This window comes from Peptoclostridium litorale DSM 5388, assembly GCF_900141635.1.
Lineage (GTDB): Bacteria > Bacillota > Clostridia > Peptostreptococcales > Peptostreptococcaceae > Peptoclostridium > Peptoclostridium litorale.
Genome location: NZ_FSRH01000001.1, coordinates 14,775 through 34,216 on the forward strand (window position 1 = coordinate 14,775; position 19,442 = coordinate 34,216).

Annotated in this window: 17 protein-coding genes; 6 read left to right on the forward strand and 11 right to left on the reverse strand. The window is 40.0% G+C overall.

Annotated elements, in window-relative coordinates; translation table 11 throughout:
* Positions 1–34: 34 nt before the first annotated feature.
* On the reverse strand, positions 35–1,384 hold the full coding sequence (gene gdhA / locus BUQ87_RS00075; RefSeq protein ID WP_038261349.1) for an NADP-specific glutamate dehydrogenase: 1,350 nt from the start codon (positions 1,382–1,384) through the stop codon (positions 35–37).
* A gap of 526 nt (positions 1,385–1,910) precedes the next feature.
* Here gdhA and BUQ87_RS00080 point away from each other — a divergent pair.
* Both BUQ87_RS00080 and BUQ87_RS00085 read left to right on the forward strand, forming a co-directional pair.
* Positions 1,911–2,372 (forward strand): YbaK/EbsC family protein, encoded by a 462-nt coding sequence (locus BUQ87_RS00080; protein WP_038261345.1) that lies wholly within the window; start codon positions 1,911–1,913, stop codon positions 2,370–2,372.
* 313 nt (positions 2,373–2,685) lie between these two features.
* Positions 2,686–4,455 (forward strand): sensor domain-containing diguanylate cyclase, encoded by a 1,770-nt coding sequence (locus BUQ87_RS00085; RefSeq protein ID WP_161694522.1) that lies wholly within the window; start codon positions 2,686–2,688, stop codon positions 4,453–4,455.
* A gap of 21 nt (positions 4,456–4,476) precedes the next feature.
* Here BUQ87_RS00085 and BUQ87_RS00090 read toward each other — a convergent pair whose 3' ends face one another.
* From BUQ87_RS00090 to BUQ87_RS00105, 4 genes are all read right to left on the reverse strand, one after another.
* A complete protein-coding gene (locus tag BUQ87_RS00090; protein ID WP_242943745.1) occupies positions 4,477–5,472 on the reverse strand; it encodes a lipoate--protein ligase in 996 nt (331 codons plus the stop codon).
* On the reverse strand, positions 5,465–7,174 hold the full coding sequence (gene lpdA / locus BUQ87_RS00095) for a dihydrolipoyl dehydrogenase (protein WP_052635885.1): 1,710 nt from the start codon (positions 7,172–7,174) through the stop codon (positions 5,465–5,467). The genes BUQ87_RS00090 and lpdA overlap by 8 nt, the downstream gene beginning before the upstream one ends.
* A gap of 118 nt (positions 7,175–7,292) precedes the next feature.
* Positions 7,293–7,646 (reverse strand): carboxymuconolactone decarboxylase family protein, encoded by a 354-nt coding sequence (locus BUQ87_RS00100; RefSeq protein WP_038261339.1) that lies wholly within the window; start codon positions 7,644–7,646, stop codon positions 7,293–7,295.
* A 250-nt stretch (positions 7,647–7,896) separates the two neighbouring features.
* On the reverse strand, positions 7,897–8,325 hold the full coding sequence (locus tag BUQ87_RS00105) for a MarR family winged helix-turn-helix transcriptional regulator (RefSeq protein WP_038261336.1): 429 nt from the start codon (positions 8,323–8,325) through the stop codon (positions 7,897–7,899).
* 223 nt (positions 8,326–8,548) lie between these two features.
* On the opposite strand from BUQ87_RS00105, the gene BUQ87_RS00110 reads away from it, so the two are divergent.
* Complete coding sequence (locus BUQ87_RS00110) at positions 8,549–9,649, forward strand: iron-containing alcohol dehydrogenase family protein (protein ID WP_052635884.1); 1,101 nt, start codon at positions 8,549–8,551, stop codon at positions 9,647–9,649.
* Positions 9,650–9,820: 171 nt separating this feature from the next.
* Here BUQ87_RS00110 and BUQ87_RS00115 read toward each other — a convergent pair whose 3' ends face one another.
* The 5 genes from BUQ87_RS00115 to BUQ87_RS00135 form a co-directional block, all read right to left on the reverse strand.
* Positions 9,821–10,231 carry a bacteriohemerythrin gene (locus BUQ87_RS00115; protein WP_038261334.1) on the reverse strand — a complete coding sequence of 137 codons (411 nt, stop codon included), beginning with the start codon at positions 10,229–10,231 and terminating at the stop codon, positions 9,821–9,823.
* A gap of 157 nt (positions 10,232–10,388) precedes the next feature.
* Positions 10,389–11,336 (reverse strand): alpha/beta hydrolase, encoded by a 948-nt coding sequence (locus BUQ87_RS00120; RefSeq protein WP_052635883.1) that lies wholly within the window; start codon positions 11,334–11,336, stop codon positions 10,389–10,391.
* Positions 11,337–11,512: 176 nt separating this feature from the next.
* Entirely contained in the window at positions 11,513–12,433 is a 921-nt protein-coding gene (locus BUQ87_RS00125; protein ID WP_038261331.1) for a DMT family transporter, read from the reverse strand.
* Between the two features lie 184 nt (positions 12,434–12,617).
* Complete coding sequence (locus tag BUQ87_RS00130) at positions 12,618–13,739, reverse strand: RNA-guided endonuclease InsQ/TnpB family protein (protein ID WP_038261329.1); 1,122 nt, start codon at positions 13,737–13,739, stop codon at positions 12,618–12,620.
* Entirely contained in the window at positions 13,717–14,343 is a 627-nt protein-coding gene (locus tag BUQ87_RS00135; RefSeq protein ID WP_038261326.1) for an IS607 family transposase, read from the reverse strand. The genes BUQ87_RS00130 and BUQ87_RS00135 overlap by 23 nt, the downstream gene beginning before the upstream one ends.
* Positions 14,344–14,723: 380 nt before the next feature.
* Between BUQ87_RS00135 and BUQ87_RS00140 the strand changes: the two genes are divergently transcribed.
* Positions 14,724–15,575: a DUF1002 domain-containing protein gene (locus tag BUQ87_RS00140; protein WP_038261322.1), complete on the forward strand. Its 852-nt coding sequence runs from the start codon at positions 14,724–14,726 to the stop codon at positions 15,573–15,575.
* A gap of 200 nt (positions 15,576–15,775) precedes the next feature.
* On the opposite strand, the gene BUQ87_RS00145 is transcribed toward BUQ87_RS00140, so the two are convergent.
* On the reverse strand, positions 15,776–16,276 hold the full coding sequence (locus BUQ87_RS00145; protein WP_038261319.1) for a CarD family transcriptional regulator: 501 nt from the start codon (positions 16,274–16,276) through the stop codon (positions 15,776–15,778).
* 524 nt (positions 16,277–16,800) lie between these two features.
* Here BUQ87_RS00145 and BUQ87_RS00150 point away from each other — a divergent pair.
* Positions 16,801–18,363, forward strand: coding sequence for a stalk domain-containing protein (locus tag BUQ87_RS00150; protein ID WP_074209996.1), 1,563 nt, complete (start codon positions 16,801–16,803; stop codon positions 18,361–18,363).
* Positions 18,364–18,801: 438 nt separating this feature from the next.
* Entirely contained in the window at positions 18,802–19,320 is a 519-nt protein-coding gene (locus BUQ87_RS00155; RefSeq protein ID WP_038261316.1) for an SLOG cluster 4 domain-containing protein, read from the forward strand.
* Positions 19,321–19,442 lie beyond the last annotated feature (122 nt).

Sequence of the window (19,442 nt, forward strand, 5' to 3'; positions counted from 1 at the left end):
GTTTGGATATTCCAAATTGGCGGCTTTTAGTGTATTAAACTACCCCCTGTTCAAGCATTGCCTGAGCAACTCTTTTGAAACCGGCTATGTTTGCTCCGACTACATAGTTTTTGTCGAAACCATATTCTTTTGCAGCCTCTTTTGAAGACTTGTATATGTTAACCATTATATCGTTTAGCTTTTGATCGACTTCTTCAAATGTCCAGTTTATCCTCATGTCATTTTGGGACATCTCAAGTGCCGATGTGGCAACTCCGCCAGCATTTGCAGCCTTTGCAGGTGCCAGCAGAATTCCTTTTTCTACGAGGAACTTCACAGCTTCGTTTGTAGTAGGCATGTTTGCCCCTTCGCCAAGAGCTATGGCGCCGTTTTCTACAATCATTTTCGCTTCACTCATGCCGATTTCATTTTGGACTGCGCAAGGCAGGGCTATGTCGCAAGGTATCGACCATATCGACTTTTTATCGCTGCTGTCAACCGCATGGTATGAAGCCTGTGGGTGGTACTTGAGGTAGTCCTTTATTCTGCCCCTTTCGAACTCTTTTATCTGCTTTACCGTGTCCAGGCTTATACCGCCTTCATCGTGTATGAATCCGTTTGAATCGCTCATTGCTACTACCTTGGCACCGTACTGCTCAGCCTTTTCACACGCATATGTAGCGACATTTCCAGAACCCGAAACCACTATCCTTTTACCCTCAAGACTGTGGCCGTTATCTTCTATCATTTCCTTTACAAAATACATAAGGCCGTATCCGGTAGCCTCTTTTCTTACAAGAGAACCTCCATAAACCAGTCCTTTTCCAGTAAGGACTCCGTTTTCGAATGCACCTCTTATTCTCTTGTACTGGCCGTAAAGATATCCTATCTCTCTTGAGCCAACTCCTATGTCACCTGCAGGAACGTCGACTGAATCGCCTATATGCCTGTAAAGTTCAGTCATGAAGCTCTGGCAGAATCTCATTATCTCGTTGTCAGACTTGCCCTTTGGATCAAAGTCGGAGCCTCCCTTTCCGCCGCCTATGGCAAGGCCGGTGAGTGAATTTTTGAGTATTTGTTCAAATCCAAGGAACTTTACAACACCCAAATAAACGGATGGATGAAATCTAAGGCCCCCTTTATAAGGCCCAAGAGCGCTGCTGAACTGGATTCTAAAACCCCTGTTTGTTCTTGCGTTCCCTTCGTCGTCAAACCATGGAACCCTGAACATTATTTGCCTTTCGGGTTCACAGAACCTTTCTATAAGTCCGGTTTTAAAGTACTGAGGCTCCTTTTCGACAAGAGGCTCAAGTGAAGTGAGAACCTCTTCCACTGCCTGATGAAATTCAACCTCGCCAGGATTTTTCTTTTTCACATCTTCCAGTAAATTTTGTAGTTTTGACATTACAATTCCTCCCTTAAATATACTATATGCAAAGTATTGTATACCTCAATTCAGGTATCGCTGTTGATTTTAAGTTGAAAAATGACGCGCGAACCTGTCATTCCTTCAAAAATAAAAAGCGATACAGTCGGAGTGAAACTGCTGAAAACCTTTAAAACAGACGATGTGCCGGTTTTTTGCTGAAGCAGCCTTGCCCCCTGAAATTGATATAATGAAATTCTACCACGGCAATCTTGCACTGTAAAGCTTTTTTTGAAATTTTCTGAAAATAATTTAAATGGTCTGTGTGAAAAGGTTTTCAAGGCATACAGCTTCTTTTGATATGGACAAGCGGCTTGTAGTTTTGACGGTTCCGAATTGCAATCCTTCAATATTGGATTTGGAGCATATCCGTTTTTATTGCTGAAAGGACGATATTACGAACAATAGCAGTATTAACGAAATTCTCATTGTGTTCATTAAAAAGACATTTGCGTGCGAAAATTTGTAGTATAATATATACCAAAAAGTATTTGGGGGGTTAAACATGGCTGTTGAAGACGTGAGAAAGTTTTTTGAGGAGAATGGATACGATTACGAAATAATAGAAAAGGAAGCAAGCACTGCTACCGTGGAGCTTGCAGCACAGGCCATAGGTGTCGAGCCTGAGCTTATTGCCAAGACGATGGCATTTAGATTAAAGGAAAAGGATGTATTGGTGGTTTCAAAGGGGGATGCAAAAATAGACAATAGAAAGTTCAAGGATACATTCAATACAAAGGCAAAGATGATGAAATATGAAGAGGTCCTGGAGGCTACGGGACATCCTGTTGGGGGAGTTTGCCCGTTTGGGCTGAAAACCTCAATGGAAATATATCTTGATGTTTCGTTAAAGCAGTTCGAATATGTATACCCTGCAGCGGGTTCGACAAATTCAGCAGTAAAGATAACGCCTGATGAGCTTAAGACGGTTACAAAAGCCGACTGGGTTGATGTTTGCAAGGCGTAAAAATAGTATTTGAATTTCGGGACTAACGGCCGATAGAGGCCGTTTTTTTATGGTGATCCGTGAAAAAAATGTCGAATTGAATAGGTGTAAGTGGCTCGATATTGGGTATAAAAAATCATACATAGGCAAAACGACAGAATGATTTCAACTTATATTTAACAAAAAATTATACTCGATAAGAATGCTTTTTCCGGATAGACTTAAAATAATATTCATAGTAGGGAGGTGTGAGATGAGCATGAAAAAAATTAGCTTGGCTGCTTGTTTCGCGGCTATTATATTTTTAATAATAACCACAGTCTGTATTAGAGGGATGAGTGATGGCAACAAACCGGTAGTGAAAAATGGACAGGCAGATTTAAGCAGCTGGGATTTTGACGAAAAAGGAGGTGTAAGGCTTTCGGGGGAGTGGGAATTTTACTGGGAAAAACTTTTATATAGCGATGATTTTAAAATAAAACCTAGCCACACCCGGGTGAGTTACATTGATGTACCGTCCATATGGAATGGGCATGTTGTAAATGGCAAAAATGTAGGAGGGGAAGGCTTTGCAACCTACATTGCCAGTATAAAGCTACCCGAAGGAATGGAGACCGTTTACCTTAAGGCATATGACATGTCGAGTGCATACAGGATTTATGCAGATGGAACGCTGATAGGGAAAAACGGCGACGTTTCAGCTGACAGAGATATGGCACATCCGGAGTTCAACCCCCAAATAGTCAAATTCAACCGCGAAAATGAATGGGTTGAAATCATAGTCCAAGTATCAAACTACAGCCACTACAAGGGAGGCTTTTGGGAGTCAATAATAATAGGAAATGAAAAGTCCGTAGAGGCCATGAACGGTAAGAGCCTCATGGCAAATTTTTTTGTAATGGGTTTCATAGTCAGCATGGCGATATACCACATGGTAATAGCATCGCTTATAAGAAAGGAGAAGGCATTTTTGTTCTTTTCTGTTTTTTGCATTTTAATGTCGATTAGAATTTTTATAACGGGTGAAAGATGCATAGTGGACTTATTTGAAAACACAAACTGGGAGACTCTTCAAAAAATTGAGTACCTCTCTTTTTACATGATGTTACCTGTGTTCATAAGATTTATAGACTATCTGTTTGAATGCAAATTTAGCAGGGCCTTTTTAAAAACAGTATATGCTTTTTCTTTTATATTTTCAATCATTGTGCTGGTATTTCCGGCTAAGGCATATACGCGTACACTAAGCGCATACCATGTGCTTATAATAATATCTGGAATATACGTAATACGAGCCATTGTGAGTGCCGTAAGGGATAATATAAATGGAGCGCAGGAGTTTTCGGTTGGTTTTTTTGGTTTTTTTGCAGCTGTGCTTGTGGAGATAGTGAGCGTTCAAAAAGTGCTCGGGTATCAGGGCACTTTGTTTTGGGGTATGATATTTTTTATACTGATGATTTCGATTGCGATTTCAAAGCAGTTTTCGGCGGCTGTTATAGATACTGAAAAACTTGCGCTTGAAAAAGAAAAGATGGTGGAAAAGGTGAATGAGCTTAATGAAAAGCTAAAAAGGAGAAACAGCGACCTTGTAAACAGGGTTACAAGGGACGGGCTTTCTGGACTGTACAACCACAGGCATATACATGAAAAGCTTGCAGAAAAAGCTATAAAGGCGAATATGTATGGCAGTTGTTTGAGCATAGGAATGTTTGACATAGATAGGTTCAAGGATGTAAATGACAATTACGGGCATCAGTTTGGCGACAAGGTCATAGTAGAAGTCGCGAGAATATTGTCGGAAAATACCAGAAATTCAGATGCGGTGGGAAGGTATGGAGGAGAGGAGTTCATAGTAATATTCGACGGCGCCGATGAAAATGTGAGTTTTGAAGTTTCTGAAAGGCTCAGGATAGAAGTGGAAAAACAGATAGTCAAAAATCTGGGCGTCAGGGTAACTATAAGCGGAGGGGTTACAGAGCTTGAAAACGAAGAATGTCCGACAAATGCCATAAGAAGGGCTGATGAGCTTTTATACAGGGCAAAGAGAAATGGAAGGAATAGAATAGAAAGAAGTATGACGTCAAAGCCGGCTCAAATTCCCTAAGCCGGCTTTAACTTCATGCGACTAGAACACATGTTTCTTTTCGAGCAAAAGTGATACTATGTCGTCTGCAATAAGCTTTTCGTCTTGCGTGAACGCACAGGAGCTTATACTGTCGATCACTGAAGCCATTTTAAATTCGCATCCGCTCAAGCCCCCATCTATCTTGTGCATTATGCTTACATTCAGGGCGTCGGAATATATCTTTGATGCTGCGATTTTACCGCTTCTGAGAGTAAGGCAGATTTCAAAATCTCCCCAGCCAAAGCGCTTCTCAAATGATATGTCAAATTTGGGAGCCTGGCCGAATCTCCAATCCCAAGATGAATACTTGGGAACAAGCGATGATATATCGAACTCAGAAGGTTCGATTATTGAAAAAGCCTTGCCGTATTCGGATTCAAAGCTTTTGACCATTGAGTCCGAAATAGACTGTATACTTACTGAGGTGTTCAGGGATTTGAGGTTTACAACCCTAGATCTTACAGAATCTATGCCCTTTGAAACTATTTTTTCAGTTGGAGCGGTCAGATATCTCGTAAGATTTTCAAGGTTGGAATCGACAAGTATTGTCCCGTGGTGATAGGCCTTGTCGTCCTTGTAATAAAAGGCATTGCCCGAGAATTTTTTCCCATCTGCAAGTATATCGTTTCGTCCTGAAGCTACTGCATGTATTTTGTTTTCATTTACGCATGAGAGAACTACTGAAAGCTGCCTTTTGATGTCAAAAAGCTTTCGATCGACTATGAATGTGAAATTGAGGTTTCCTTTATCGTGAAACACGGCTCCGCCTCCGGAAAGCCTTCTGGCAAGTTTTCCTCCGTCGCTTTCAAGTCTTCTGTGGTCGCACTCCCTCCAAGGGTTTTGGTTTCTTCCTATGACCACGGTGTTTTCATTTTGCCAAAGATACAGTATAGCCTCGTTCTTTTGTACATCGTCCAAAAGGGCTTCTTCAAGAGCCAGGTTTTCCCACGGATTTAACGAGTTTGATATTATTATTCTCGTTTTGATATTATTCAAAATGCAGTGCACCACCTTCTACAGATAATGCAGCCTCGTGTATTGATTCTGCAGTTGTAGGGTGAGCGTGTATAGTGTGGATTATGTCGTTTGCCGTAAGGCCGTTTTTTACGGCAAGGGCGACTTCGGCAATAAGGTCTGTTGCATTAGGGCCTATTATTGTGGAGCCTAGTATTTTGCCGGTTGTCTTGTCCTTTATCATTTTCACAAAGCCCCTGGACTCTCCGAGTGTGAGGGCCTTTCCGTTTGCGCCGAATGGGAATTTTCCTATTTCAACATCGGCGCCATTTTCTGCAAGTTCTTTTTCACATAATCCCACTGTCGCTATTTCCGGCATTGTAAATATCGCACTTGGAACGACGCTGTAGTCCATAAGGCTGTCTACACCCATTATATTGTCCACTGCAACTATACCCTGATGCGAGGCTACGTGTGCCAGCTGGAGCCTGTTTGTAACGTCGCCTATTGCGTATACGCCTTCGATATTTGTACTAAGCCTGTCGTCAACCTTTATACCTCTTCCGTTGATGTTGAGTTCAATTCCAAGCTTTTGAACATCTACGCCGTCAAGTCTTGGCTTTCTTCCGACTGAAATCAGAATTTTATCGGCGCATACATATCTGTCCACACCTTCGGATTCGAATACAACTATGCTTTCACCGTTTTCACCGCTGAGAATCTGTTTCACTTTTGAGCCGGTATTTATGCTTATTCCGCTTTCCTGCGCTATGGCAGTTATCTCTTCGCATACATCGGCATCAAGCATTGGAAGTATTGAATCCATGTATTCTACAACACTTACATGGCTTCCAAGGCTTGAGAATATGAAGGCAAATTCCATACCTATGACTCCGCCGCCTACAACCACAAGTCTTTCAGGCACTTCTTGTATGTCGAGAAGTTCAGTGCTTGTAACCACATTTGAACTTTCAATTCCAGGTATTGGAATGACTGAACTTTCAGAGCCTGTGGCTATTATCACGTTTTTAGCGATTACTGTGGTTTCGCACCTTGAGCCTTTTATAACAACTTTGTCTTTTTCAACAAGTTCGGCATCTCCCTTGACTAGCTTTATGCCCTTTTTCTCGAATAAAAACTCTATTCCGCCTACGAGCTCGCTTTTCACACTGTTTTTCCTGTCGACTATTGCGCCCATGTCTATGTTTATATTGTCGCAGTTTATTCCGTAAGAAGACGAAGACTTCATGTCCTCAAGAAGATGGGCAGACCTTACAAATGTCTTTGTAGGGATACATCCCCAGTTCAGGCATGTTCCTCCAATGCTTTCCTTTTCGGCAACGACAACGCTTGCACCGAGCTTTGCGGCGTGAAGCGCTGCTACATATCCTCCAGGGCCTCCTCCTATTATTGCTATGTCGACCTCGATATCCTCTTTGGAAGGTTTTATAAGTCCTGCGAAATAGCCTCCTTTTGAAGCTGGAGATTCGGCTTTGCCGGCGCAGACTTCGCCTTCTATCCGGGCGAGCAGGTCGCCTATTTTCACGGTGTCGCCTTCATCAACATGTATGGATGCGACTTTTCCAATCGCGTTCGACTTTATGGATATGTTTCCTTTTTTCGACTCGGCTTCAAAAAGTATATCTCCGACTGAAACCTCATCACCGGGCGCGATATTGATCTTGCAAAGCTTTGCATCCCTTGCATGTCCTGTCAGTTTTTCAAGCTTGAAATCTATTGCCATATTAATACCTCCGTGTTTGAAGTGTTTATTTCAAAGAGCAAAGAGACAGTGGCGACTGTCTCTTGTGCTGTGATACTGTTATTTGCAATTACTGATGTGAATAGTTAGAGCGAAATTGCTAGTTGAAATCTTTTTCAAATTCGTCTATTGAATTTTTAAGAAGTGTAACAGAGTAAGCAATTGTAGGGCCGCCGCCAAATGCAGCTGAAACCATTGCAGCTTCCATTAACTCTGCTCTTGTAGCTCCCGCTTCAAGGGCCTTGTAGGCATGGAACACTATGCAATATTCGCAACGGTTGTAAACGCCTATTGCAACGCTTATAAGTTCTTTCGTCTTAAGGTCAATACTTACAGGCTCGTATGAAGTTCCCATAAGATTCATGAAAGCTTCAAGATTTGCAGGGTTTGTAGCTCCCAGGTTTTCAAGTCCTCCGGTAAATTCATTAAGCATTTGTCTTGGGTCTTTTGCCATTTTAAATTCCTCCTCAGCCATTCGCTTTATTTTGTTAGCGCTACATTAATTAGTATAGCAACTATTTTTTCAAAAAACAATACTTTAACATGATTTTTAAATATATTTATCAAATAAAGTGCTGTTATAGGAATTTTGAATGGATAAAATATGTAGCGTTTTGGATCGATGTAGAATTGTCGGCAGGGATAGATATGGTTGAAATAATGAAAAAGACCCCGCGCAAAGTCTTTACATGGATGCGAGGGGTCTAGGGTTCTACATTTTCAATCATTTTTTGTATTACTTTTTTGAACACGGCAATTTCTTCTGTGGAAAGGCCTTTTGAAATGTCTTGGCTTAGCTGCTCCCCGATAGGTGTGAGCTTTTGCAGCATATCCTTGCCGCTGTCGGTTATCATAAGCTTTACAGCCCTTCTGTCATTTTTGTCGGGAATTCGCTTTACATATCCATCCCTTTCCATCCGGTCAACAAGCCGTGCTGTAGAAGAACCTTTTATGTCCATTTTTTGAGCTAGGTCCTTTTGGCTCATATCTCCGTGCTTTTCAAGGAAATAAAGCGCTATCCATTGGACCCTTGTAAGGCCTTGTTTTATAAGCCTTTCGTTGAAGCAGTCCGATATTTTTTTTGATGCGTTGTTTGTTATGAATGCTATGCATGAATCAAGGTCAAAAAGCATTGCTGCACCTTCCTTTGCTAGATTGTTTATAAAATTGATTTGACTGGAGAAATACATATGGGTATGTTAAATATTGTAGCACAAATATTTGGTTTGGTGTATGGATATTACGGGGATTGAATATAGACTGGTTATGAAGAGTTAACAAATTCAATATAAAAAAAGCGAATATGGTAAAATTATTAATAGGCCACACTAAAACTCAAACACAAGGAGGAAAAGCATGATAGAATTTGATTATTACATGCCGACAAAGGTTTTGTTCGGCAGGGATTCGCTTTCTAAAAACAAGGAAGTATTAAAAAGAGAAGGAGGCAGGGCTTTTATAGTTACAGGCAAGAGTTCGTCGCGAAAAAACGGCTCGCTTGGAGACTTGGAATCTGCAATGGACGAAATGGGAATAGAGTACAGTATATTTGACGATATGCAGGAAAACCCTCCACTTGAAATGGTTGAAAAAGCGGCAACAATGGCAAAAAATATGGATGCACAGTTCATAGTGGCGGTCGGAGGAGGATCTGCACTTGACTCTGCAAAGGGAATAGCAGTGCTTGCAAAGCATAAAAATTTAAAAGCCAGGGACCTTGTAAGGGGCGACAGGCATGACGGGCTTTCGGTCATAGCAATTCCGACGACATCCGGAACAGGATCTGAAGTTACTCAGTACGCCATATTTACAGACCATGAGGAAAAGACGAAGAAGAATTTTTCCCACTGCATTTTTCCAAAATACGCCATCGTAGACCCGAAGTACACTCAATCTATGCCACATTCAGTTACAGTAAACACCGCAGTGGATGCTCTTTCTCATCTTGTTGAGGGATATATGTCAAGCGGAGCGAATATTGTAAGCGATGCGCTTGCAGAAAAAGGTCTTGAGCTGTTTGGAAGGAGTATGGACTCACTTAAAAGCGGAGATTTTAGATATGAAGACAGGGAAAACTTCATGATTTGCTCTTCAATCGCAGGCATGGTTATAGCTCAGGCTGGAACTTCGCTTCCTCATGGAATGGGCTATGCGCTTACATACTTTCACGGGATGGAGCACGGAAGGGCCAATGGAATATTGCTAAAGGCATATATTGAGTTTTGCAGAGACACTGTAAAAAAAGACACAATAGTTAAAAAACTTGGATTTTCAAGTGTTGATGAGTTTGGACAGTTTTTAAGGGAAGTGTTGGACGTTAGCTGCGGCGCAGCTCTTGTTCAGGTTGAATCGTATGCAAGGGATATGATGAAAAATAAAAAGAAGCTTAAAAACCATCCGGGCTGCGTAGAAGAGAAGGACATATTGAAGATATACAGGGACAGTTTGAATTTATAGGCCGGATTTTAAAGAGACACTGCGGCGTGAGAATCCAATTTGAATTACTAAAGTGAAAAGCAGGCGGTCTGACTGGATAGGCAGACCACTTGCTTTTCGATAAAGGTCAGCTGGTTAATATACATTTGAATCAAAGCCGGATTGAAACTGGCGCATGAGATATAAAGCCTATTAATGGACGCCGGCGCTGTTTAAAGAAGCCTGGTATGTTTTGTCGGTATTCATTATATGGTTTACTATCCAGTCGGTAAGAAATTCAAATATGTCATTTAGGACCTGGCCTTGCTGCGCGTCTATATCCAATGTAGTGGTTTCCATGAGCTTATCGATGAAAAACGTGTGCTGCTGGGCATGTGAATCTGTAAATTCAACGCCATTGGATTTAAGCAGACTTTCCTCGAAGTCAAAATGATATACGGTGTAGTCCTTAAGCTCTCCCAATATGTACATTATGTCATCGTATTTGTCGAACTTGTCTGATTTCATTGCAGCTATGAGTTCGTTTCCTATTTCAAAAAGTCTTTTGTGCTGAGAGTCTATCGACTCTACCCCGACGCTGTATTTGTCATTCCACTTAAGCATATAAAACCCTCCCTTGATTTATAACGATTACAAAATTAAATATACACCAAAATGGTAAAGAAATCAAGCCTCTTAAACATGAAGTATTTGCATATGGGCTTTGCATACTTTAACTTTCAGAGCTTGCAAAAGGCCCATTATCTGTAGGGCGATATGTTCAGTTTTGGTAATTTTCATCAATGAAGTCGAAAATAGTCTCTGAAAGCATTGAGATATCACTTGCAGACGCCCCAGAAAGAGTGTGGTCGGCTCCGCTTAATAAAATATATTTTGCATTTGCACCCCTTGAAAGGGCAGTTTCATAAAGATTTTTAGAGTGATAGTAAGGGACGATTCTGTCGTTTTTACCATGAACTATCAATGTTGGCGGCGAAGTGTTTTTTATATATTGCAAGGGTGTGGGCGAGCGGCTTATTTTTTTATCGAGAGAAAAAGCGCTTACATATTTTCTGAAAGCCGCAGGGGTGTTTTTTAAATACCCTTCAAATGAAGTAGGCCCTGAAAAGTCAATTACATATCTCACGGCGGTGCTTTGCGAAGACAGGCTGCCTTCATCTTTAAACTCATTGTCAGAAGAATATGCGCAAAGTAATGCCATGCTAGCACCAGAAGAGACCCCCCAAAGGCCTATGTTATTGCTGTCTATTGAATATGAGTCGCTATTTTGGACAATCCACCTGAGTGCATCCTTGCAGTCTGAAACAGGGCCGGGGAAAGCCGAACCGTCTGAAAGCAGCCTGTAGTTTATAGTGATTATTGTATACCCGTTTTGCCTTAGAATGTTGAAATACGGCATAAGGGATTTTGTATCCGTTCCATTCTTGTTGCCCATGACCCATGCACCGCCGTGTATATAGACTATGGCAGGGCTTTTTTGATAAACCTGCACTAGGGGTTTGTATATGTCCAGAGTAAGTTCTTTTTCATTTGTGGTTTTATAAATTACATCCCTTGCCACAGCTGCATCAGAATACTGATTTGAATGTGAGCTTTGATTCACATCGAAAGGCTTTTCGGGCTGGAAACCATCTGAAGCCGATGAATCCGAAGCGGGGAAAAGGCAAAGAATAAGGGCTATTGCAAGCGTTGTAGCATTCTTTTTCATTTACGGAACCCTCCTTATAGGTGTTAAATATACTAATTCACCAATGATATTTTAACACAAACAGACTCATTAAGATATCGCAAACGAATAGATTAGAGAGTTTCGAATAAATAAAAAATGCGGCATATGCCGCATTTTGGTTTGGGTATGTTTACTGATTGTATATTGATTTGAAATTATGGGTTTTGATTGACAGCTTTTTTCTTGAATACTGTTGAAATAACAGAGCCTATTGAGTCGAATTGGCTGAAAAAGGTGGACGCCAGTATGAAAGCGCCACCGATCATTTGAAGCGGACTCATGCTCTCGCCAAGGAAGAGCGATGCTATTACTACTGCAGATATAGGGTCTATATAGCTGAGTATTGCTATTGAAGGTCCGTCTATATCCCTTATGGAAGAAAAAAAGTTAATATATGCTATGCCTGTGTGTACGATCCCAAGAGTCATCATGAGAATCCATGATTTTGAGCTCATGCTCAAAAATGGAGTAATTCCAGTACTTGCAAGTGCCACTGGAAGAATGACAAGTGATGCTATTGAAAGCTGTACAAGCGTGGTTTCAAATCCAGTTGAACCCTTCATGTTCTTATTCATAAGAACTATTGCGGCGTACATTAGAGCCCCTGAAAGTCCGTACCCTATGCCGAGAGGATGGTTGAAGTTCATGTTTGGCAACGATGAAGGCTGGGATGAAAGTATCATGTAAAGACCGGCCATAGCACAAAGCACGTAAAAGAGCTTACTGAAAGTGAGCTTTTCCCTTAAAAATATAGGAGAAAGCAGAGTGATGAATACAGGTGCAAAATAATAGCTGAGAGTGGCGTTTGATATTGTTGTGTATTTGTAAGCCTGGAAAAGGAAGAACCAGTTGAACCCCATTGCAATTCCCGAAAAAATGAGAAGCTTAATGTTCTTTTTTATTGTATGTACTGATTCGTCTCCCATAAGCCATATTCCGACTATGCCTAAAAACGCACTTGCACTGACTGCCCTAAGAAGTGCTATTCCTATCGAAGGGAGCTCTATCCCCCGTACAAAAACTCCAATGCTTCCCCATACAAGCATTGAGGCTGCGATCCTGATTTTGCTTTTCATAATAATACGTTGCCGAAAATCTATAAAAATCTAAAGAAAATTCAAAAATCCAAGATTTTTGTTTAATTCCCTGTTCATCCTGTCCCGTTTTGCGGTGAAGCATGCTACTCTGGTTTGATATAACAGTCCAAGGGCTTAAATTCCCATACAACGAGTGGTACATATCAGTAGTATCGTTTGGTGATTACACTACTGATTCATATCTGCTCAGGTTGATGCTCGCATTGAGGTCTCTGTCTATTACAGAGCCACATTCTTCGCAGACATATGTCCTTTCGGACAGTGAAAGCTTTGCTTTTATGTGACCACACCCGCTACAAGTCTTTGACGATGGATACCACCTGTCGGCTTCGACAAACTCAATGCCACTAAAGGCACATTTGTACTTAATTTGCCTTTTGAACTCGTGCAGACATTGCTGCATTATTGCCTTTGACAAGTGCTTGTTTTTCATCATTCCCTTGATATTTAGCGTTTCCATGACAACTCTGCTTGGCTTGGTTTTCACTATAGCATTCGTTGCTTGGTGATTGTGATTGCTTCTGATGTTGGCTAATCGCCTGTGGAGCAATCTAATCTCTCTTTCGATTTTTATGATATTACAAGTTTTGGCGAACGTGCCTCCATTCTTATTTTTTAGGTATTTGCAAGATACCCTACGCTGTAACCTGCGTAGCCTTTTTTCAAGTTTTTTGACTGATTGTGTCTTGTTGATGTTTTTGAATTTCATTCCATTTGAGCATATGGCGAGGTCTTTTATGCCTACATCTATGCCTATGCTCTCGCCGGTAAGCTCAAGCTTGGGCTGTTCCTTCTCTATTCCAACGGATATGAACCAGTACTTGCCGTGGAAGCTTACTCTCGGATTCGAGTATTTAAGGCTCATTGGAATTGCATTTTTCTTGACTTTGACCCAACCGACCTTCTCGATTAATACCGCTGATTCCTTGACTTTGAGCTTTTCGTTGTCATTGTAGAAAGACGGTTTCGATTTCTTTCTACTCTTAAATTTTGGCTTATCACAGAGCCCCTTGAAGAACTTCTTATAGGTATCGCAAGCGTCTTTGACGGCCTGCTTGGCTACATTGTTTGACACTTCTTTAAGCCACGACAACTCGTTTCGCTTCAGCTGGGTTATTTCTTTCCTCAAGTCGTTGTTGGATATGAACTTGCCGCCGTTTGCGTAGTTTTCTTCCTGCCTTGCAAGCGTCCAGTTATAGATAAACCTAGCTGTTCCAGCGGACTGCCATAATGATTGCTCTTGCCCCTCGGTTGGACGGAGCCTAACCTTCACACCCATTATCATTTTCAAGCAACTCCTTAATCATTTTCTTCGCCTTATGAGCCCTTTTGCCTTGAAGTTTACAGCTAAAAACTGTGATTATCTGAACCAAATCTTCAACTAGCTCCTGCTCTTCGGTCTTTTCCGTGTTATCGATAATTTCAATAACAGTCCCGTACTTTGCACATAGGCTTTCTATGAGTTCAAACCCGAATCTCAGCAGCCTGTCTTTGTATAGGATTACTAATTTTTCGACCTCAGAGTTGGTTATCATATCTATAATTTGGTTCAGCCCTTTTCTATTGTAGTTTATTCCGCTTCCGACATCTGAAATGACTGTAAATTGATAGCCTTTAGCAATCATGTACGATTTAACATTTTCAACCTGTCGCGCTAAATCATTCTTTTGTTTGGGCGAGTTAACTCTACAATATCCAATTATTTTTTTTTGCCTAGCTTCTATGCCTTTAATACCAAGAAAATGATTCAGTTGTTCTTGAGAATAATACCTTGTGCCACCTTCTGTAACATGATGCGGCATAAAAGAGCCTTTCTTATGCCAATCTCTTAGTGTTTGCGGTGTTTTTCCTATCAATGCAGCAAATTTACCTATTGAATAGTATTTCATTCACATCACCTCAATTATAATTATGATGAGATGCATGTGAAAAATCAATAGATTTTTACATGTTTTTATAGATTCACTTCAACTGTTGAGACCCCCTGAAAAAAGAAATTATATATATTGTATCGCTTTGGAATCAAAAGTAAATAGTATAATAATTTTTATATATGCAAAACATTCTGAAAAATCTGAAGACCGGAAAATTTGTTTTTTTCTGGAAATCAAGAGAGATTCAATGTTTATGTTGATTTATTTGAAAATGCGATTATAATTGTATTGTCACCAGAATAAATTGGGATTTCAAATTTTGTCAGGAAGCATCAGAATTCAGCCAATGCCTGAATTTTGGAATTTCTGAGAATATCAAAGGAGATGAATACGACATGAAAAAGAGTCTGATTGCATTGGCTCTTATTTTAATTGCAACAAGCTTTTCCGCATACGCCGACAGCTTCAAGACGGTGAGCATAGGGGTCGACCTTTCGCAAAGCCAGAGGGAGCAAATGCTCGATTTCTTCGGAGTTTCACAGGACGAAGCCATGATAGTGACTGTCACAAACGATGAAGAGAGGGAGTATCTTTCGGGGATAGCATCTGAATCCGCAATAGGCCAAAAGGCAATATCCTGCTCTTATGTGGAGCCTCTTGGAGAGGGAAGCGGGCTGGATGTTTCGGTTTCAAACCTTACATGGGTGAGCGAGGAGATGATAGCGAACTCTCTTGCTACAGCGGGAGTGAAGGACGCCAAGGTTGTTGCGGGCGCACCGTTCAAGGTTTCTGGAACAGCAGCGCTTACCGGGGTGATGAAGGGGTTTGAAAAGGCCACGGGGAAGAAGCTTGACGTGGAAGCAAAGGATGCCGCAAACAGGGAAATGATAACAACGGGAGAGCTTGCACAGGAGATTGGGAAAGACCAGGCCGTAAAGCTCATGAACGACATAAAGCAGGAAGTGCTTGAAAACAAGATCAAGGACACAGACGACATAAGGACCATAATAGAAAAAATCGCACAGCACAATGGAGTCAAACTATCGGAAGACCAGATAAATCAGATAATAGACGTAATGCAAAGAATAAGCAAGCTGGACATAGACATAAAGGAAATATCCAAGCAGCTCAAAGGGATAAGCGACAAGCTTTCGAAAATCATAGAGCAAAACGAAGAGGCAAAGTCGTTTCTTGAAGAAATACTTGAAAACATAAAGCTCATGGTTTTAAAGCTTAAATTCTGGTAAATATTAGCTTGGCAGGCTGGAGCACTTGGCTCTTAATCAGGGTGTCCAGGACTTGAATCCCTGATGGAGTGTATCAAAACTATTAAAAAAGCTACGTTCTTTTTCTGAGAACATAGCTTTTTCAATTCTCTGAAATTTTGCGTAGCAACCCAAATCAATAGAATGATATATAGTGAACAGAACTAAAGATCATGATTATTTTATGAAATATTATTCAGGATGAATGGAACAACTTCGCTGGGTGAAAGGTTTAAAGCTATTGCAAACTCTTCATATAATTGTTTTTCTGCAGCTTTCATAATCTCTTCATCCATCTTTCTTAGTTTTTTACCAGCGGCAGACTTTTCTTTTTTTTCTAGGTATAGAGTCTTGATGATTTTTATATAGTCTTCGCTAGTACCTCTTCTAAGGGCGGCCCTAAAATCTGTATTTCTTTTTCTATCATCATTTACCCACATTGTTTCTGTTTCCGATATAGTAGATATCAATGATAAAACATCATCTTTTGTTATGATTTCTCTCATCGAAACTTTTGGATTATTCACAGGAGTTTTGATGGTCATTTTATTATTGTAAACGGTCTGTAAAACATAGAATTCAGTTTCGTCACTGCTTAAATTCAAATATTTTTCTTTACTAATATCTATAATCTGGCATACGCCCATAGAACCGTACATGACATAATCATTTATCTTGAACATAATCATTCCTCCTTACGTATGAGTTTCAAAATACTATTTTCATATATATTTTGGCAAAAAATATAGTTTGGACAACTAGATTTACGCCATCCAAACTACTCTTTGTATATTTAATTATAGCACAAAAAAAGTTTAAAAATGTAAGTGACTTTTTTAACAACGAAGCAAGGCACGAGGCAATGACATTTGGAACAGAGAGAAAACATTCGCATAGTGTGTAAAATATCATTCAAACCATTGAAAAAGCTATGGTCTCTATTTTGATACCAGAAACTTCATATGAATACCATCGAAATATTAAGCATAATTATCGTATAACTATTACAAATTTATTGCGTAGTAGTTATAAAAATCGGATATTCTAGGCTACAAGAGCTTAGATAATTCAATAGATTGTTTGCAGCACTGTGATTTTATATAATAAGGGCTTACTTGAATCTAATTATATTAAAATCTGTAATTACTTTTGAAGATAACTCAGACGGGTAAAATACTTATAATATATTGAAAAGGAGGGCATTGTTATGTTTAGAAGGTTTTTTCTGTTCACATTGATTCTCATGCTGATTTTACTGGGTACAACATTTTCGTTTGCTTTTGATCCAAATAGCGAATCAGGAGATTCGGATGGGATTGAAATTGTAAAAGATGACGACAGTATCGACGATAGCGACGGTGATTCGGATGATGACGACGGTGATTCGGATGATGACGACAGTGATTCGGATGATGACGACAGTGATTCGGATGATGACGACAGTGATTCGGATGATGACGACGGTAAAGATGAGGAATGGATGAAGTTGAAAAACAGATTAATTGTAAATGAAAAGGAAATTAAAGATAAAAAAGACAGGCTGGAAGAATTAAAAGATAAACTCGAAGAGGACTATGAAGAAGCCGAAAAAAGCGAAGACGTGAAATTGATGGAAAAATTAGAACAGGAGATGGAAAAAGTCGAAAATCAGCTTGAAAATTTAAAGCAAGAAAGGCGCCTGCTGATTTTGCAAAGAAGAGAACTGACTAGATCCAGATATACTGAACTTGAAATGGAAAAAGCCAGGAACTCCGAAGATAAAATAAAAGAAGAGGATGCGAGTGCCAAGGTATTGCCTGTAGGAAGCATACTTTCAAATGCAGTGGAGTTTAAATTCGATACGCCTCCAGTGATTAAAGATGGGAGAACGTTGATTCCTGTAAGAGCTCTAACAGAAGGCTTTGGAGCAAAGGTAGAATGGGATGAAGAAAGCAGACAGGCGAAAATAGAAAAAGATGACATGAGAATAATTATTATACTGGATACGAATAAAGCCATAGTGGATGATGAAGAAATCGAGCTGGATGTCCAATCGCAAATAACAAACAGCAGGACGTACGTGCCGCTCAGATTCGTACTGGAGACTTTTGGGTTGGAAATCGAGTGGGATGAAGAAACGGAGACCATTATAATTAATGACCCTTCATATTCTGCAGTAGAGCCTGAAAATTTTGTCAAAACAATTGACAATCCGTACTTTCCGCTAATCCCTGGAACCACATTTGTTTATGAGGGAGAAGCGGATGGTCAGCTTGAGCACGTTGAGGTTTATGTGACTAATGAAAAAAGAGAAGTAATGGGAATAACATGTACAGTTGTAAGGGACAGGGTATGGGTGGACGATGAACTTGAAGAAGACACATACGATTGGTTTGCTCAAGATATAAATGGGAACGTATGGTATTTTGGTGAGGATTCAAAAGAGATTGACGAAGGAAAAGTAATAAGCACTAAAGGCTCATGGGAGGCCGGAGTTGATGGAGCTCAGCCTGGAATAGCAATGAAGGCGGATCCAAAGGAAGGAGATGCATATCGCCAGGAATACTACAAGGGAGAAGCAGAAGACATGGCGGAAGTTATAAGCCTTGACGAAAGCTTGGAAGTCGAATATGGAAAATATGACGATGTGTTAAGGACTAAAGAGTGGACTCCTTTGGAGCCAGGCGTTGTAGAAAGCAAATACTATGCGAAGGGAGTAGGAATGATTTTAGAGGAAGTGATTGAGGGTGGAGAAGGAAGCCTAGAACTTATAGAAATTAAGACTCAGTAGAAACGCCAAGAATTCGCTTTATTCGGTTTGACTGCTGAAATGGAATAAAACTTTTGCTTTAGCGTTTTCAGATTGATTCAGGATACAAAATCACAGATTTAAAAACACATTGATATACCCTGATATTGGGATAATCAATGTGTTTTTTATTTTTGAAGATATTTCAGATTGAATACAACAGCGAAGAAGATTACAGTTTCAAATGGGGATATACAAAAAAGTAAAACTAGAAAGCAATTAATTATCTTAATATATATTATCTTAAATGATATAAAATTTAAAATTGAAAACAAAAATAAAAAAGAAATTAAAAAACGCTATAAAAGAGTAAACTAATTCGAACTATATTCAACATTGAGAAAAATTTAAAATTACACTATCATGTTCTTAAGAAACCGTATACAAACAAGGTATTGAAGAAAAAAGGAGGGAAGAGATGTGAAGCAATTTTACAAAAAACAGCCCATAATAGGGGTTATAGGATCTGGTCTTGAAAGTGCATATGAAAACAAGGCTTACAAAATGGGAAAATTCATTGCAAAATCAGGCTGCATACTTTTAACGGGTGGGGGCGACGGCATAATGAAGGCGGCTTCAAAGGGGGCTTTTGAAGAAGGAGGGCTTGTAATTGGAATTCTTCCATCGGATGGACCTGATGACTTGAGATATTCAAAGAGGTATCCAAATGAATACGTCCATATACCGATATATACTGGTATGTCTGATGCCCGAAATTCAATAAACATAAAGTCATCAAGCATTATAGTGGCGTTCCCCGGAGGAGGAACCTTATCAGAAATAGGGCTTGCAGTAAAAAATAAAAAGCCCATAGTGGTTATAGGTTGGGAGAGTTTTGGAATGGACGACTACGGAAGGGGAAGCAGAGTGTACCATGCGGAGGATGTAGATGTGGCAAAGGAGATTGTTGAAAGGCTTTTGAGTGAATTGGAAGGTTAGATGACTCTTGGGTTTGAAAATTTCGGGAATTAAGCTTTGGGTGGTTTTATAATAAGCTGCGGGATATATAAGTGGAGTTATAGTATAATGAATAGTAAAGTTGTTTGAAGCATATACGGCAT